Raw genomic sequence first — 14,809 nt, forward strand, 5'->3', positions numbered from 1 at the left:
GTGTGGGGGTGATTGGGTCAGGCTTAGTTTCCTGACTCTGCACCCGACCTGCCATTCATCCCGGATGGCTTACCCCTGACACAACAGCACCTTAGCGCGCATCGCACCCCGCTTCAGTAGCCTTGCCTCTGTCGAATAACGCGAGGCCACCATGACCATCACCACCGATACCTCCATTCTTAAAGATCCACGACGGCAGGCGTCATTGCTCTACTGGCAGGGGTTTTCCGTGCCACAGATTGCCGAAATGCTCGGACAGAAACGCCCGACGGTGCAGAGCTGGAAGCAGCGCGACGGCTGGGACAGCATTGCGCCCATTAGCCGTGTTGAAAACAGTCTCGAAGCGCGGCTTATTCAGCTGATTACCAAGCCGAAAAAAGACGGCGGCGACTTCAAAGAAATTGACCTGTTAGGCCGACAGATTGAGCGGCTGGCACGGGTGAATCGCTATAACCAGACCGGCAGTGAAGCAGATTTAAATCCGAACGTGGCGAACCGCAATAAGGGCGAGCGTAAGAAGCCGAAAAAGAACTATTTCAGCGATGAGGCTATCGAAAAGCTCGAGGAGATTTTCTTTGCCGAATCCTTTGAATATCAGCTCGGCTGGCATCAGGCAGGACTGCAACACCGTATCCGCAATATCCTTAAATCCCGCCAGATTGGGGCAACGTTTTATTTCTCGCGTGAGTCACTGCTGCGCGCCTTGAAAACCGGCCATAACCAGATTTTCCTCTCAGCCAGTAAAACGCAGGCGTATGTGTTCCGCGAGTACATCATCCAGTTTGCGCGCCTGGTTGATGTCGACCTGACCGGCGACCCGATTGTCATCGGCAACAACGGCGCAAAACTGATTTTTCTCGGCACCAATTCCAACACCGCACAGAGCCATAACGGTGACCTGCTGGTCGATGAGATTTTCTGGATCCCCAACTTTCAGAAGCTGCGCAAAGTCGCATCGGGCATGGCTTCGCAACAGCACCTGCGCTCCACCTATTTTTCGACCCCGTCGACGCTGGCGCATGGTGCGTACCCGTTCTGGTCAGGCGAGCTGTTTAACAAAGGCCGGTCGGATAAAAGCGAGTGTGTTGACCTTGATATCAGCCACACGGCGTTAAAAAACGGCATGGCCTGCGCCGATGGTCAGTGGCGGCAGATTGTCACCATCGAGGATGCGCTCGCCGGGGGCTGCGACCTGTTTAACCTCGACACGTTGAAGCGCGAAAACAGCGCCGAGGATTTCCGCAATTTGTTCATGTGTGAATTTGTCGACGACAAAGCGTCGGTGTTTCCGTTCGAGGAGCTGCAACGCTGCATGGTCGACAGCATGGAAGCCTGGGCGGATGACTGGCAGCCGTTCGCCACGCGTCCGTTTGGTTATCGCCCGGTGTGGATTGGTTACGATCCTTCACACACCGGTGACAGTGCCGGATGTGTGGTGCTGGCACCGCCAGTGGTTGCCGGTGGCAAGTTCCGCATTCTGGAGCGCCACCAGTGGAAGGGGATGGACTTCGCGACGCAGGCCGAATCCATCAAAAAGCTGACAGAAAAATACCACGTCGAATATATCGGTATCGATGCGACCGGTATCGGCCAGGGTGTGTACCAGCTCGTGCGCGCGTTCTATCCGGCAGCGCGTGAAATTCGCTACAGCCCCGAGGTGAAAACCGCGATGGTGCTCAAAGCCAAAGACACCATTGCGCGCGGATGCCTGGAGTACGACGTGAGTTACACCGATATCACCGCCTCGTTTATGGCTATCCGTAAAACCATGACCAGCAGCGGGCGCAGTGCCACCTATGACGCCAGCCGCAGTGAAGAAGCCAGCCACGCCGATGTCGCATGGGCAACCATGCACGCGCTGTTAAATGAGCCACTCACCGCCGGTAGTGGCCACGCATCCACCTCAATTCTGGAGTTCAACTGATGGCGAAGAAACGCAAACATCACGCAGCAAAAAATACCATCACACCACCGGCTGCTGCACCGCAAAAAATGGAAGCCTTTACCTTTGGTGAGCCGTCGCCGGTGCTCGATCGCCGTGACATTCTGGATTACACCGAGTGCGTCGGTAACGGGAAATGGTTTGAGCCACCGGTGAGTTTTACCGGTCTTGCCAAAACGCTGCGCGCTGCCGTTCACCACAGCTCGCCGATTTACGTAAAGCGCAATATTCTGGCCTCAACCTTTATCCCGCACCCGCTGTTATCACAGCAGGATTTCAGCCGCTTTGCGCTGGATTTTCTGGTGTTCGGCAATGCGTTTTTAGAAAAGCGCATGAGTGTCACCGGCAAGCTATTACGGCTGGAAACCTCCCCGGCCAAATACACCCGCAAAGGCACCGGCGAGGATGCGTACTGGTTTGTGCAGTCGTTTGTCACCCCGCATGAGTTCGCGCCGGGTTCTGTGTTTCATTTGCTGGAGCCGGACATTAATCAGGAGCTGTACGGCCTGCCGGAATATCTCAGCGCGCTTAACTCCGCCTGGCTGAACGAATCGGCAACCTTGTTCCGCCGTAAGTATTACCAGAACGGTGCGCACGCGGGTTACATCATGTATGTGACGGACGCCGCACAGAGCAGCGCCGACGTGGAAGCCCTGCGCGAAGCGATGCGCAGTTCAAAGGGACTGGGGAACTTCAAGAACCTGTTTTTCTATGCACCTAACGGCAAACCGGACGGGATTAAAATCGTGCCGCTCAGCGAAGTGGCGACCAAAGACGATTTCTTTAACATCAAGAAAGCCAGTGCCGAGGACTTAATGAGCGCACACCGCGTACCGCCACAGATGATGGGTGTCATCCCCAACAATACCGGTGGTTTCGGTGACGTGGTGAAGGCCGCACAGGTGTTTGTGCGTAATGAGCTGACACCATTGCAGGAGCGCATCAAGGAGGTGAATGAATGGATTGGTGCTGAGGTGATCCGCTTTAAACCTTACGAGCTGACCCCCGCCGAATAACTTCCGATTGCAGCCGCTGATATAGCGGCTTTTTTACACCCTCGCCTCACGCCCTCAGACGCGCTACACGGTGCGTACACCGCCAACCACACCCAAGCGAAACGGCACACCCAAAAACGCCATCACGATGTGCTCAGGCGCAAATTAAATAAAATAAATACCACGCCAGCGCGCAATGCTATCCCCGCCACGCCTGCCCGCTTCATGAGTCGGTTTTAATGCAGTTGCATGACCACTCGAGATCCACGCCAGCTCTGGCGGCGCGCGGCCAGAACAGGCAAACATGACGCATGCAAAACCATGCATCTGATGCATGCACAGCTAAAAAACGGGGAAATCGAAGAAAGTTGGTATAAAAAACGGGGTCTATTCGCAAACAAATTTAAAAGTCAGCTCTGAGCGAACAGCGGCCGTACCGAGCCAATAAAAAAATTACGCCCAAAATAAAGTGTACTTAAATTAGCGTACGCCTATCGTTAGAAGGTAAAAAAATTCGATATCACCAGTCAGGAGGTAAATTTGCGACGAACTGCTGACCGATATATGGGCGCAAATGCTCACTGTTGGTGGTTAATTGGCGTGAACCGATACTGACCCAGGGGGGATCCACCTCGGAGATGTTCTCCTCTCCTGCATCAGTGCTGAACTACGAAGCGCCGGAAAAATCTGTGCCGATGAAGGGCTAAAATCAAAACGGGCCATAATACCCCGCTTTGATGGTTTTTGAATAAATCAGGTCAGGAGTGAATAATTTTCACTAACCTAAAAAATCCTCACGTTGCGGGGTAAAGGTATCCAGTAGCGTACCCGCTTCTAAACACACACATCCGTGCATAACGTCAGGTTTCTTATACAGCGTATCGCCTGCTACGACTTCGCGGGTTTCACCTTCAATAGTAAAACTGAATCGACCAGATAAAATATAGGTTAATTGCTCATGCGGATGGCTATGCATTGGACCAATTGCATCTTTTTCAAAATTGACTTCAACCGCCATCATTGTGCCGCCATGGGCAAGAATTCGACGTGTAATACCATTACCTAAATTTTGTAAAACAGTGTCTTTAATAAATTTGAACATGGAAATCCTCGTCAAGCCCTGGTCATTAGTCAAATAAATTCTGCGGCAATTTTGCCAGATACAGAGCAGGTTCTCCCTCGTAGTCTGAGGTGAAAAGCACATGTTGATTATCTGGTGTAAATGAAGGATGCGGATGAGTAACCTGGCGGTCACCATTCAATACACGCCATGTGCTATTATGCGCAGCTAATCGTGCCTGGCGTTTCTGCTTCACATCAAAAATATACAACCACGGATCATTTTCGATGGTGTAGCCTTTCGCATCCTGGACATCAACCGGCGTGCCCGACCCGTCACCAACTAATAAATCACCATCATAGTTACTCATTAAATGTGAACACGATGGCATGGCCATTATCACTTCGTTAATGCCACTCTCTGGGTCGAAACGGAAGATATTGCGTTCCTGCTGCCCTTTCATATAAGACACATACATCAAGGCCGAGCCGTCTGGCACCCAAAACTCATGGGTACAGCTCTCACCTTCGGCATGCGTTTTCACTTTACGTACATCCGTGCCATCTTCATTCACTAACCACATGCGGGCATCAACGAGATCATGCGGTCCTTCATGGCAGAACGCCACACAATGGTCGTTGAATGGGCGATAAATCGGATGCCCAAGCCAGACATTGTTCTGGTGTATTGTGCGTGATTTACCTGTAAGCAAATCAATTCGTAACAAGCGGCAGCGTGGTTTTTTGGTAAAGAATGTATGGAAAATGTTCCAGTCCGTCAGCGGCGTCCAGTCTGCACGGTCAATTTCAATGCCTACCAGGCTGGTACACTCACTGTTTGCCACCCAGGTACCGTAACCAACCCAATTTTCAGGAACCTGATATACCGTCGTTTCAATGAAGTCGGTCAAACTCACGCGGCGAAGTTCGCGTTCATTTTTAACATAGTAAAAGAAGCCGTCATCTGGAGATAAGAACCCTCCAAAAGTGTTGTCGCCTGCACCTTCGGTGAGTTGAACGGCTTGCTGTGTCTTCAAGTCCAGCAAGTAATAGTTGCGATGATCGCCAAACTCACCAGCGAAGAGAAGCTTGCAGCCATCGCGAGTGAAGCACTTCTGGTAAAAATAGTTGCGGTGACACAACACATCTACAGGCGTGAGGCGTACCAGCTCGGCACCAGTATCAGCGTCTTGGAATGTGTGAAAATCAAGCTGGATGATTGAACCTTTAGCCATACGGCCCTCCTTAATGTGAATTTAATCTTTTCGTTTAAATAATCAGCTTAGTGATAATAAAATATTATTTCAATTTTTTAAAAATACAGCAATACACAAATACTGACCAGACTTATAAGTAAATTAATGAGGCGCAAAATGCACAGGTAAAACAAATATAAGTTGCATTATTATTGCTATATTGCATTTAAAATGTAATTGGAATATATCAAACACAATGAAATCCAAAAATAAACAAAATATCAATTTACATTAATTAATATCGTTAAATTAAGAACATCAAATATAAAGTAACAATTTATTGTTTTTTTGAGTCGCATCACATATCACACCTTTAATATAAAGTATAAAAAGCAAATTCAAAATTTATGAAATATTGGTTCAATATATTTAGAGGATTTAAATGCTAACAACAAATTCGCAACCGCCTGGCACAGGACGGAAGGTCACGCTTGGCCACCAACTCGCCTATGGCGGGGGAAATTTACTGGGCAGTGGTGCACTTGCAATTGCAGGCGCATGGTTACTGTATTTTTACACCACATTTTGTGGTCTGACACTGATTGAAGCCTCGCTGATTTTCTCAGTAGCGAGTGTGATTGACGCCATCAGCAACCCCATAATGGGATATCTGACCGACAATTTCGGCAATACATGGTTAGGTAAGCGTTTTGGCCGCCGACGTTTCTTTGTGCTGATTGGGGCACCGCTGATGGTGTTCTACCCGCTATTATGGGTCGAAGGATTCGGTTTCTGGTATTACCTCACTACATACGTTATTTTTGAGCTGATCTACACCTCGGTGATGGTGCCATATGAAACACTGGCCACTGAAATGACCGATGACTTTGCGATGCGCTCTAAGCTCACCGGTTACAAAGCCATCTTTGGTAAAATGGCGAATTTTTTGGCGGCATTTATCCCTGGTCAGTTCATTCTCATTTATGGTAAAGAGTCAGCGCAGCCTTTCCTTTATACCGGTATCACCTATGGTGTGATCCTGTTCATCGCGATCGCCATGTTGTATCTGTTCTCATGGGAGAACAAAGACAGCGGGCATGTTGTCGCTCAGCAAAAACGCTCGTTGTGGCAAACTCTTACCTCGCTTGCACGTGATATGCAGTCCACGTTCTATTTACGCGTTTTCCGTAAGCACCTAGGTATGTACCTGTTTGGTTTTGGTGCGGAATGGTTGTTCGCTTCCGTATTCACCTATTATGTGATTTTTGTTCTGCAATACGATCCAGCGATTCTTGCAGGCTTAAACAGCTTAAACGCCATTCTACAGTTAATCTCCACCGCCATCTTTATCGCAATTTGTGTGAAGCGCGGCTTTAGCAAGCCTTATACCTGGGCACTCAGCATCGTTATTTTCGCCGTGTGTTGCTATTCCTTGTTGCACTTCTTTAACTTGCCAGCACACATTGCCACCATTGCAATCATCGGTATTACCGTGATCTTTGGATTAGGTACTGGTGGTGTGTATTACATCCCATGGACTGTTTACACCTTCCTGGCCGATGTGGACGAAGTCTTCACCGGGCGCCGCCGCGAAGGGATTTATGCCGGGGCAATGACGTTCTCGGGCAAAATTACACGCTCGATTATCGTCTTTTCGATGGGGGCTATTCTGAGTTATTACGGTTTCCAGTCCAAGTCACATACTCAGCCTGAAAGTGCTATCAATGCCATATCCTGGGTATTCTTTGGCGGTGTTGTTGTACTGGCTCTGGTCGCTATTATCTTCAGCCGCCAGATGACGCTTAACCGCAAAACACATAAGGTTGTGTTAGAAGAAGTCGCGCGCATCAAAGCCGGCGGCGCCATCAAAGATATCAAACCGGACGTGCGTGAAATTATTGAAACGCTGGTTGGATATCCTTACGAGCAATGCTGGGGGAACAGCGATATTTGCAAAAAAATGCTCCCTTCCGCTGAACTGGCCTCTGCTATTAATCCCGCTTAATCTGAATAAACGCCCGTATTTACCTGCCACTAAGTCACCGTCCCGCTCTATGAGTGGGACTTTTTTTGCTCCCAGCCTAATGGGAACAAATGCGACAGTAACATCTCCTTTAGCTTCGGTCCCTTATGTATTAAGCCTGGTTCGCCCTTTCTATATAGGAGGTTCGGGAGCAGTGGAGGGGTTGAGGGACAACCGTACGAAAACGTACGGTAAGCGAAAAATGAACGTCTGAAAAATCGATTAGTAGACAACGCTGTCCGTTAAATACCATTTTCGATTAAAAAGACACCATTTTAAGGGCATTTTTCTATGTCCATTATGTTTTGATATATCAGGCAGTTACTTCACAAACGTACGTTTTCGTTCCATTGGACCTCAAACCCCTTTAACAGCTTTACTTAAACTAAGTTGGTTAACTTATTAACCGAATTAATAGTGATATTGCAGTTGTTTTCTAGCGTTGCATCGACCAATTGAACTCACAGCAAAAAGCTGCCTGTCAGATTAGGTTAAGCTCGTAGGCTGTAACAGAGTCAGACAAAATCTGAGCTAATACATATTACGGTACCCATGATTTTCCTATGTATGTAATCCCCATACAAACAATCCCATGCTATCAAACATGGGATCAAGGTTTGTACCATTTTCAGTAACTAACGCCAGCTCTCATCTTCCCAAACTTCCTGAAGTATATTATCCAGCGCCTCACGGTCAGAATCCTTATCAAACCCCACCAACTCTATGCCTGTCGTCGAACCTTTTTTGACTACGACATGCGTTGATGGGAAAACAGACTGTATTCGCCTGGTCAACTCGCCTTGGAAAGCATCTACAATCTGCTGGCCAATTTGTTGGTCTTTATCCAACGTGATGTTTACTCTTACCTCCCCCACTCGTTTTAATTTTTCTTCAAAGGGCGTCGGAGCAAAAACCACTGAAAAAGAGTCACTTTTTAATAAGTTCCCCCTCGCAATTTCAGCAATTAAATTCAAGGCAATTTCACGGTCTCTTTCCTGACAAGCGCCTTCAGCCGTTAGACGCGCAATCATTTCGACCCGCTCAATCATAACGTGCTCATTCAACTCTCTATCCACACATCCTCCATTACGAGACACTGTATATAAACACAGTAGCATAAATTAACTGAATGTGCGAAATGAAATCATCAAGAAAGACATTGTATGTGCATGATAAAGATGAATATTAATGGCATTTTTTCATAACTGACTCTGCTAAATCCGTTACACGACTTACGATTTCCTGAGCTTTTGCATAATATTTCCTGGCCTTTGCATGTTGGGATGGAGCAGCGGAAAAGATTTCTCCAGTGGCCGAACCTTTCAGCCATTTACCATCAAAGCTACTGCGACCACCGGCAATCAGGTGCAACGCTTCGCCCCGGCTAATGGTAACGCCAGTGGTCAAATGTATCTCGCTGACCGTTTTTTCTATCACACCGTTCTGCTCATCCAGTCCGTGAATAAATTTTCTTCCGGTAGGCAATTTGGGCTTTCTTATTCGGTTCGTCAACTCTCGTTTTTCACGCCGACTAAGTGGATTTAATAAATCCAACTCCGGTAGGTCGCTTTCGCTTCCCGTACAGTTATTGACAGAACTCCGAGAGGGCGAAGGATCGCCCTTAAGGTCAACGTCAAAATCAAGGGCGAGTTTCGGGACAATCTTCCACTGGATGAGGCGGGTTAAAATCGGGGTGTCACTGCCGACGGTGGTATCAAACACACCTTTAATACGCGTGCATTCCTCACCGTATTCATTGAGGGTTTCGGCTGGTTCATACCAGGTGCGCACCTGTAACTCATCACGCCGAACAAACGGGCCACCCTGTGCATTGACGTATTCCGCCCACTGACCCGCATCAGCCGCATCATGTACCGCAGCAAACTCAATACTGAGCGCGTGAGCGGTCTCGCTGTCAGCCATTTTTCGCAGCTCACGATAAACCGTCACCGGCGCACCGCCCACAAACTGAAACTGACGGATACGCCAGCGAGCCGCCCAGGCAGCAACAGCCGGAGCCGTTTCTTTTAACAGTTCACCGCTTTCGTCATCACGTTCACCATCCAGCGCAAAACCATCAATGTTTTTACTGATGTATTTCGCCACGTAGCCAGTGGCGCTGCCTTTTTCGGGGTCGATAGCTTCGGCATGAAAGCGAGCTTTACGGGCTTTATCACTCACCAGCTCTGCGGCATCTTCCTGATGCGCATATTTCAGCATCACGGCGCGCACGCGAGAAACATCCTCGGGGCGCATGAATATCAGCATGTGCCAGTGAGGTGTGCCATCATGATGCGGCTCTGCAACCCGGATACCAAAAATACGCAATTCATCACGGTGAAGTTTGGCGCGAATACGCGACCAGACGGAGGTTAAGTAGTTTTGCGTATCTGAGGGGCTGGCACCGTTCCACTTGCTGTTGCGGTAGCCTGCTTTCGTTGTGGCATGGTATTTCGACGGTGCGGTGAGGGTGTAGAACTCACCCACATAACCCAGCTCGTTTGAGATCTTTTCAAAGCCGCTGATGCGCGTCATTAATTCACCGCGACGGATGGCTGGATTTGCCACGCTGCCATCGTATTTATCAATCAGGCTGATGCGGTTTCCTTCCTCGTCTTCCAGATCCATTCCCTTGAGAAATTCACGGGTGCGCCGTCTTTGTTCACGCCATTCAGCAACGCATGATTTGCTGGCGTATGGAGTGCGCTTTTTGCTGACATTGCCCAGGGCGATTTGCAGATGTTCACGCCATTCAGAAGCGACACGGCGTAAACGCCCACGCCACCATTTTTCATTGACCATGCGGAGTACGGCAGGGCCAATATCATCAAGCGAAACTAATTTAGTGGTGACGCGCTCCCACAAAGGAGGCTGAAATCTGAAATGACGGGCTATCTGTGCCGCACGCATATAAATCGCATGCAGCACTTTAAGACTGCTGACATCCCCCCGATAGTCCCTATCTCACCGTTAATATAATTGGCAATATCAGCGGCCAGCAGCTCAATGTCGGCTTTGGACATATCCTGCAGGCGGTTATATCGGGCGGTCAGGTTCACCAGTTTTGAGGCAAGAAAACGGATGTCCGGCGCATCAAAACAACCGCCAAACAACTGATGTGAAAGATGGCTGTCGATACCGGTGATTTGATAAATACCGGCGACCAGCTCAAGCCGTGGCAATGCTCGCCTGACAAATGTCACGAGGTGAGCATTGGCTCGTTGAGCACCGAAGTTACGCTCTAAATAATCAACCCGGCGATTAATATCGTAGCGCACACATTCTGGCTGTTTAGCCAGTGCATCACGCACACGCAGCAACGCCGCAATCTCTCGATCACGGCGATGCTGTTCTTTGTAGGTCAGATAGGGGCTGGCAATCGCCTGCCGTGCCGCGTTCCACTGCCAGGCGAAGTTAATGCGGTTCATATCGCATTCTTGTAGTGCTGGTTTTTCAGCTCTGCGATTTCCTGACAGGTAATGCAGTGCGTGACACCGGGCACCACAACGCGACGTGCTTCGGGAATAGCAGCGTCACATTCTTCGCAAAAGAACGCGCTGGCGGCACGCTGAGGCAGTGAACGAGCCTGTTTAATATTGCGCGCCAGTTCCTCATCCACGCGCTGTTGTACTAAATCCATTGCATCGGCCATCAGTGCAGCTCCTGAGATTCGTTTTCATAGCGAAGTGCTTCGCGGCGCAGCAGATCTGCGGCTTCTTTCCCGTCCATACCCTCGCGGGTGATATGAATAGCCAATGCCTCAAGGCGCAATGAGACAGCCAGTGCACGGTCTTTCCGTTCTTCGTTTTTTGCTTTGTTCAGCAGAGAAACCAAAGCAGTGTTCTCAGTTTCAAAATTGCGGTTTTCGATGTTTCGCATATCTCTGTTTCCTGATTTTGGGCAAAAGAATGCCCGGCGGGTTTACGCCTAATTTTAGGGATGGGTTAATTAGCTAAATAACAGTCGTGCTTTGAAAATCTCGCTGGGAGTAAAGTCCCCCAACGGGTAATTTCATTCATTGAACGGATAATCAGTAAGCGGCGTGCCTGCTCGAAATATTCAAAGGGCTTGCCGACTTCATCAGGCTTGAATGATGACGGCTCCAGACGATTAGCCAGGGTCAGAACGACGAATTTAAAATTGTTGTCGAGCTTATTAAAATTGCGCAGCGCCGTGTTGTTGGTCGCTTTTAATTGCTGACGGAAACGCGCGAGACATTCGTCACCGGTCATTTTTAACGGGGCATCAATCCGCGCATGTATCAGGTACACATTGTTAAACGCCGTTTGTGGTGCCTTTACGGGTTCAGCCAGAGCAGCACTTTTCATTGAGTCCTCCAGCGCTTAATCAGCCTGGTAACGAGTGAAGGTTTGCGAGTACGCAGCCCATTTAACAATGCAGACTGGTCGCGGCTCGGGTGCCAGCGATGGTTGTTATCACCCATGATCCAACCGTGGCCGTAGCTCATCGACGGGCTTTGGCGTTTCAGTAATGAAGCAAATGACGGTTCCATATGCTTCACCTCAAATTAATCCAAATGACGCACCGATACCGCTCATGGTATCGACCACGCTCGACATTGCGGGGTTGGCCTGGAGTCGTGCCTGTAATGCCAACGCAGAGAGTGACAACATGCGAATACCAGTATTAACACTCTCAATCATGTTGTGCTTACGTGCAGAGGTCAGGCGCTCATCTGATACCACACCGCTTGCCAGCTCACCAAGTTCACTCATTGCACGCATGACATAAGTCTGTAATTTGTCTTTAGCCAACTCATTAACCGGCACACATGGCAGACAATGAATCTGAGCCAAGAAGCCATCGACCAAGGTCGAATCTTCGGTAAGGTCTGTCAGCGTCCAAATCTCGCGCGGTGTTAATTGGTGCGGTTGTTCAGGGTTTAATTTGTTGTAAAGCGTATGAGGCTTGATGCCTGCCTTGTCAGCCAGTTCTTTAACGTTGTGCGCGGCTGCAAATTTTCTGCATGCATCGTCGAAGTGTGCATGTGAGGAAATGCGGAAATCTAACATGTTCAATCCTTATTATTCACATAAAGTGAATTAAGCACCGATAACGAGTTGAAAACGTGAATGTCCTAATGCCTTACGTAACTGTTCTTCTTTCCATCGCGCATAATAAATGCGTACCGGGCCGCCCGCTTTCTTGCAGCCTTTACGGATTTTACGTGGTTCGATCGGTACGCAAGGATTATCACCTGTCGTCCAACGATAAGCAGTACGTTCAGAGACGCCCTCCAGCTCTGCAAACTGTTGCAGAGATACCAAAGGGGCTGGAATTTTGAAGATTGCGATTTCGGAAGCCATGTTGCATCATTCCCTATTTGCCAATATTTGCCATATGGTTGCCAACGTTTGCCACTGATTGCCACCATTAACAGCGATACTAATGCTAATTTTAGTATTGCGCAACATAAGGATGCTAATTTTAATGTTCAATGCCAATTTTAATAACGAGGCATTACTAAATAGGATATGCGAGGTTTATGGGTTTACTCAGAAAATCCAATTAGCTAATCACTTCAAAATCGCTGCCAGCTCCTTACAGAACCGCTACACGCGCGGCAATATGTCTTATGACTTTGCGGTTCATTGCGCTCTTGAAACAGGGGCAGACCTAAGATGGCTAATGACTGGAGAGGGTGATAAAAACCTTTCATCTGTAGAGCCTAATCCATCAAAGGAATTACCTTTTTTCACTTTAAGTGAAGGTAACCTTAACAACTTAGGCGTTTTGAGTATCGACAATCAGCTTTTTAGTAAGCAACTCAAGAATGCAATCTGCATTAAAAGCGAGAGCAGCAGCTACATCACCGAGAAAGATGCCCCTTTAGCTGATGGTTTATGGGTTGTTGACGTCGAAGGGGCAATTAGTCTCCGTGAGCTGACGGTGCTACCTGGTAAAAGGTTGCATGTTGCTGGCGGTAAAGTGCCTTTTGAGTGCGGCATTGAAGAGATAAAAATGGTTGGCCGTGTTGTGGGTGTATACAGCGAGGTTAATTGATGACTGTCCGTAAAAATCCGGCTGGCGGTTGGATATGTGAACTCTACCCGAACGGGGCAAAAGGCAAGCGAATCAGAAAGAAATTCGCCACTAAAGGCGAGGCACTGGCCTTTGAACAGCACACCGTCCAAAATCCGTGGCAGGAAGAAAAAGAAGACAGGCGCACGTTAAAAGACTTGATTGATGCGTGGTATAGCGCACATGGCATCACCCTCAAGGACGGCCTAAAACGTCAGTTAGCAATGCACCATGCATTTGATTGCATGGGTGAGCCGCTCGCACGTGATTTCGATGCCCAAATATTCTCCCGCTATAGAGAGAAGCGCCTGAAAGGTGATTACGCCCGCTCGAACAGGGTAAAGGAGGTATCACCTCGCACGCTTAATCTTGAGCTGGCCTACTTTCGTGCCGTGTTCAATGAACTGAATCGTCTCGGGGAATGGAAAGGGGAAAACCCACTTAAAAATATGCGCCCATTCCGCACGGAAGAGATGGAAATGGCCTGGCTAACTCAAGAGCAGATTTTGTCACTGCTCGGAGAATGTAAACGACATGACCACCCAGATTTAGAAATTGTGGTCAAAATTTGCCTCGCCACTGGCGCGCGGTGGTCTGAAGCAGAGGGCTTGAAAAAAAGCCAACTCGCAAAATACAAAATCACTTACACCAATACAAAGGGTAGAAAAAATCGCACCGTTCCTATCAGCAATGAGCTTTATGACACGCTCCCTAATGATAAAAAAGGCAGGTTATTTAGTGATTGTTACGGCGCGTTTCGATCGGCACTGGAAAGAACAAGTATCGAATTACCTGCAGGGCAACTTACTCACGTTTTGCGGCACACCTTCGCCAGCCATTTTATGATGAATGGTGGTAACATTTTGGTCTTACAAAGAGTACTCGGCCATACCGACATTAAAATGACTATGCGTTATTCACACTTTGCCCCAGATCATTTAGAAGATGCTGTTAAACTAAATCCTTTATCGCAGATTAATGTTAATTAAATAGAAAAGGAGGGTTTATGTCAGTTCGATTAGCACCCGATGGTACTTTTGTATACGGACAACCAAGACTTGCTCCCGATGGTACCTATGTAGGGGGAGGCGTTCCTCGCTTAGCACCCGACGGGACTTATGTTGGTGGAATTCCTCGTTTAGCCCCTAATGGAAAATACGTTGCTGGTAAACCTACGCTTGCCCCTGATGGTACTTATGTTGGTGGTAAATTTTACTTAACGCCAAAAGGAACCTATGTTGGCGATGGGTCTGTTTAATAACTTAATGAAGTGGCGATAAAGTGGCGGTAAAGATGGCAAATGCTGTCATCTTTTTGGCAAACAATGGCAAACTATGTCAATGATAAATAACGCAAACTATTGATTTTCGGTTGTTATGTTAGGAACTCATAATCGCTTGGTCACTGGTTCAAGTCCAGTAGGGGCCACCAAATAAAAAAAGGACCTGGATAAGAAATTATCCGGGTCCTTTTTGTTTGCTACATTAAATAGATATTCGAATCTTTGCTATTAAGGTACGACAACCGATGACCGCTGATAGTCTCTGTACAT

The 14,809-nt window shown here is 48.2% G+C and carries 16 protein-coding genes and 1 pseudogene; 6 read left to right on the forward strand and 11 right to left on the reverse strand.

What is annotated here, in order from left to right:
* Nucleotides 1–151 precede the first annotated feature (151 nt).
* A complete protein-coding gene (locus D8682_RS12295) occupies nt 152–1,924 on the forward strand; it encodes a terminase ATPase subunit family protein (RefSeq protein WP_121814373.1) in 1,773 nt (590 codons plus the stop codon).
* Nucleotides 1,924–2,958, forward strand: a complete 1,035-nt coding sequence (locus tag D8682_RS12300) for a phage portal protein (protein WP_121814374.1) — start codon at nt 1,924–1,926, stop codon at nt 2,956–2,958. The genes D8682_RS12295 and D8682_RS12300 overlap by 1 nt, the downstream gene beginning before the upstream one ends.
* A 144-nt stretch (nt 2,959–3,102) precedes the next feature.
* Here the strand turns inward: D8682_RS12300 and D8682_RS26760 are convergent, their stop codons facing one another.
* The 3 genes from D8682_RS26760 to D8682_RS12310 form a co-directional block, all read right to left on the reverse strand.
* Entirely contained in the window at nt 3,103–3,264 is a 162-nt protein-coding gene (locus D8682_RS26760) for a hypothetical protein (protein ID WP_162302962.1), read from the reverse strand.
* A gap of 451 nt (nt 3,265–3,715) precedes the next feature.
* Entirely contained in the window at nt 3,716–4,039 is a 324-nt protein-coding gene (locus D8682_RS12305) for a cupin domain-containing protein (protein ID WP_121814375.1), read from the reverse strand.
* 25 nt (nt 4,040–4,064) lie between these two features.
* Nucleotides 4,065–5,231 (reverse strand): oligogalacturonate lyase family protein, encoded by a 1,167-nt coding sequence (locus D8682_RS12310; RefSeq protein WP_121814376.1) that lies wholly within the window; start codon nt 5,229–5,231, stop codon nt 4,065–4,067.
* Between the two features lie 403 nt (nt 5,232–5,634).
* Here D8682_RS12310 and D8682_RS12315 point away from each other — a divergent pair, with 403 nt between their 5' ends.
* Entirely contained in the window at nt 5,635–7,197 is a 1,563-nt protein-coding gene (locus D8682_RS12315; RefSeq protein WP_121814377.1) for an MFS transporter, read from the forward strand.
* A 653-nt stretch (nt 7,198–7,850) separates the two neighbouring features.
* On the opposite strand, the gene D8682_RS12320 is transcribed toward D8682_RS12315, so the two are convergent.
* From D8682_RS12320 to D8682_RS12355, 8 genes and pseudogenes are all read right to left on the reverse strand, one after another.
* Nucleotides 7,851–8,291: a DinI-like family protein gene (locus tag D8682_RS12320; protein ID WP_121814378.1), complete on the reverse strand. Its 441-nt coding sequence runs from the start codon at nt 8,289–8,291 to the stop codon at nt 7,851–7,853.
* A gap of 109 nt (nt 8,292–8,400) precedes the next feature.
* Nucleotides 8,401–10,643 (reverse strand): annotated as a pseudogene (locus tag D8682_RS12325) (replication endonuclease).
* Entirely contained in the window at nt 10,640–10,867 is a 228-nt protein-coding gene (locus D8682_RS12330) for a TraR/DksA family transcriptional regulator (protein ID WP_121814379.1), read from the reverse strand. Before D8682_RS12330 ends, D8682_RS12325 begins: the two are co-directional and overlap by 4 nt.
* A complete protein-coding gene (locus D8682_RS12335) occupies nt 10,867–11,094 on the reverse strand; it encodes a DUF2732 family protein (RefSeq protein WP_121814380.1) in 228 nt (75 codons plus the stop codon). Before D8682_RS12335 ends, D8682_RS12330 begins: the two co-directional genes overlap by 1 nt.
* A 65-nt stretch (nt 11,095–11,159) precedes the next feature.
* Nucleotides 11,160–11,543, reverse strand: a complete 384-nt coding sequence (locus tag D8682_RS12340) for a hypothetical protein (protein ID WP_238392843.1) — start codon at nt 11,541–11,543, stop codon at nt 11,160–11,162.
* Nucleotides 11,540–11,728: a phage filamentation protein Fil family protein gene (locus D8682_RS12345; RefSeq protein ID WP_121814381.1), complete on the reverse strand. Its 189-nt coding sequence runs from the start codon at nt 11,726–11,728 to the stop codon at nt 11,540–11,542. Before D8682_RS12345 ends, D8682_RS12340 begins: the two co-directional genes overlap by 4 nt.
* 10 nt (nt 11,729–11,738) lie before the next feature.
* Nucleotides 11,739–12,248, reverse strand: a complete 510-nt coding sequence (locus tag D8682_RS12350; RefSeq protein WP_121814382.1) for a phage regulatory CII family protein — start codon at nt 12,246–12,248, stop codon at nt 11,739–11,741.
* Between the two features lie 30 nt (nt 12,249–12,278).
* Nucleotides 12,279–12,542, reverse strand: a complete 264-nt coding sequence (locus tag D8682_RS12355; RefSeq protein WP_121814383.1) for a hypothetical protein — start codon at nt 12,540–12,542, stop codon at nt 12,279–12,281.
* Between the two features lie 124 nt (nt 12,543–12,666).
* Here D8682_RS12355 and D8682_RS12360 point away from each other — a divergent pair, with 124 nt between their 5' ends.
* From D8682_RS12360 to D8682_RS12370, 3 genes are read left to right on the forward strand one after another with little or no spacing between them, the layout of a single operon-like run.
* Nucleotides 12,667–13,239, forward strand: coding sequence for a phage repressor protein CI (locus D8682_RS12360; RefSeq protein ID WP_121814384.1), 573 nt, complete (start codon nt 12,667–12,669; stop codon nt 13,237–13,239).
* Nucleotides 13,239–14,246 carry a tyrosine-type recombinase/integrase gene (locus tag D8682_RS12365; RefSeq protein WP_121814385.1) on the forward strand — a complete coding sequence of 336 codons (1,008 nt, stop codon included), beginning with the start codon at nt 13,239–13,241 and terminating at the stop codon, nt 14,244–14,246. The genes D8682_RS12360 and D8682_RS12365 overlap by 1 nt, the downstream gene beginning before the upstream one ends.
* Nucleotides 14,247–14,263: 17 nt before the next feature.
* Nucleotides 14,264–14,515, forward strand: a complete 252-nt coding sequence (locus D8682_RS12370) for a hypothetical protein (RefSeq protein ID WP_121814386.1) — start codon at nt 14,264–14,266, stop codon at nt 14,513–14,515.
* Nucleotides 14,516–14,809 lie beyond the last annotated feature (294 nt).

The sequence above is a fragment of the Buttiauxella sp. 3AFRM03 genome (genome assembly GCF_003675305.1).
In the GTDB taxonomy this organism is placed as follows: domain Bacteria; phylum Pseudomonadota; class Gammaproteobacteria; order Enterobacterales; family Enterobacteriaceae; genus Buttiauxella; species Buttiauxella ferragutiae.

Excerpts from the sequence above, each read along its gene's own strand:
- D8682_RS12295 (WP_121814373.1), top strand. The coding sequence starts at position 152 with ATGACCATCACCACCGATACCTCCATTCTTAAAGATCCACGACGGCAG.
- D8682_RS12300 (WP_121814374.1), top strand. The coding sequence starts at position 1,924 with ATGGCGAAGAAACGCAAACATCACGCAGCAAAAAATACCATCACACCA.
- D8682_RS26760 (WP_162302962.1), bottom strand. The coding sequence starts at position 3,264 with ATGCATGGTTTTGCATGCGTCATGTTTGCCTGTTCTGGCCGCGCGCCG.
- D8682_RS12305 (WP_121814375.1), bottom strand. The coding sequence starts at position 4,039 with ATGTTCAAATTTATTAAAGACACTGTTTTACAAAATTTAGGTAATGGT.
- D8682_RS12310 (WP_121814376.1), bottom strand. The coding sequence starts at position 5,231 with ATGGCTAAAGGTTCAATCATCCAGCTTGATTTTCACACATTCCAAGAC.
- D8682_RS12315 (WP_121814377.1), top strand. The coding sequence starts at position 5,635 with ATGCTAACAACAAATTCGCAACCGCCTGGCACAGGACGGAAGGTCACG.
- D8682_RS12330 (WP_121814379.1), bottom strand. The coding sequence starts at position 10,867 with ATGGCCGATGCAATGGATTTAGTACAACAGCGCGTGGATGAGGAACTG.
- D8682_RS12335 (WP_121814380.1), bottom strand. The coding sequence starts at position 11,094 with ATGCGAAACATCGAAAACCGCAATTTTGAAACTGAGAACACTGCTTTG.
- D8682_RS12340 (WP_238392843.1), bottom strand. The coding sequence starts at position 11,543 with ATGAAAAGTGCTGCTCTGGCTGAACCCGTAAAGGCACCACAAACGGCG.
- D8682_RS12345 (WP_121814381.1), bottom strand. The coding sequence starts at position 11,728 with ATGGAACCGTCATTTGCTTCATTACTGAAACGCCAAAGCCCGTCGATG.
- D8682_RS12350 (WP_121814382.1), bottom strand. The coding sequence starts at position 12,248 with ATGTTAGATTTCCGCATTTCCTCACATGCACACTTCGACGATGCATGC.
- D8682_RS12355 (WP_121814383.1), bottom strand. The coding sequence starts at position 12,542 with ATGGCTTCCGAAATCGCAATCTTCAAAATTCCAGCCCCTTTGGTATCT.
- D8682_RS12360 (WP_121814384.1), top strand. The coding sequence starts at position 12,667 with ATGTTCAATGCCAATTTTAATAACGAGGCATTACTAAATAGGATATGC.
- D8682_RS12365 (WP_121814385.1), top strand. The coding sequence starts at position 13,239 with ATGACTGTCCGTAAAAATCCGGCTGGCGGTTGGATATGTGAACTCTAC.
- D8682_RS12370 (WP_121814386.1), top strand. The coding sequence starts at position 14,264 with ATGTCAGTTCGATTAGCACCCGATGGTACTTTTGTATACGGACAACCA.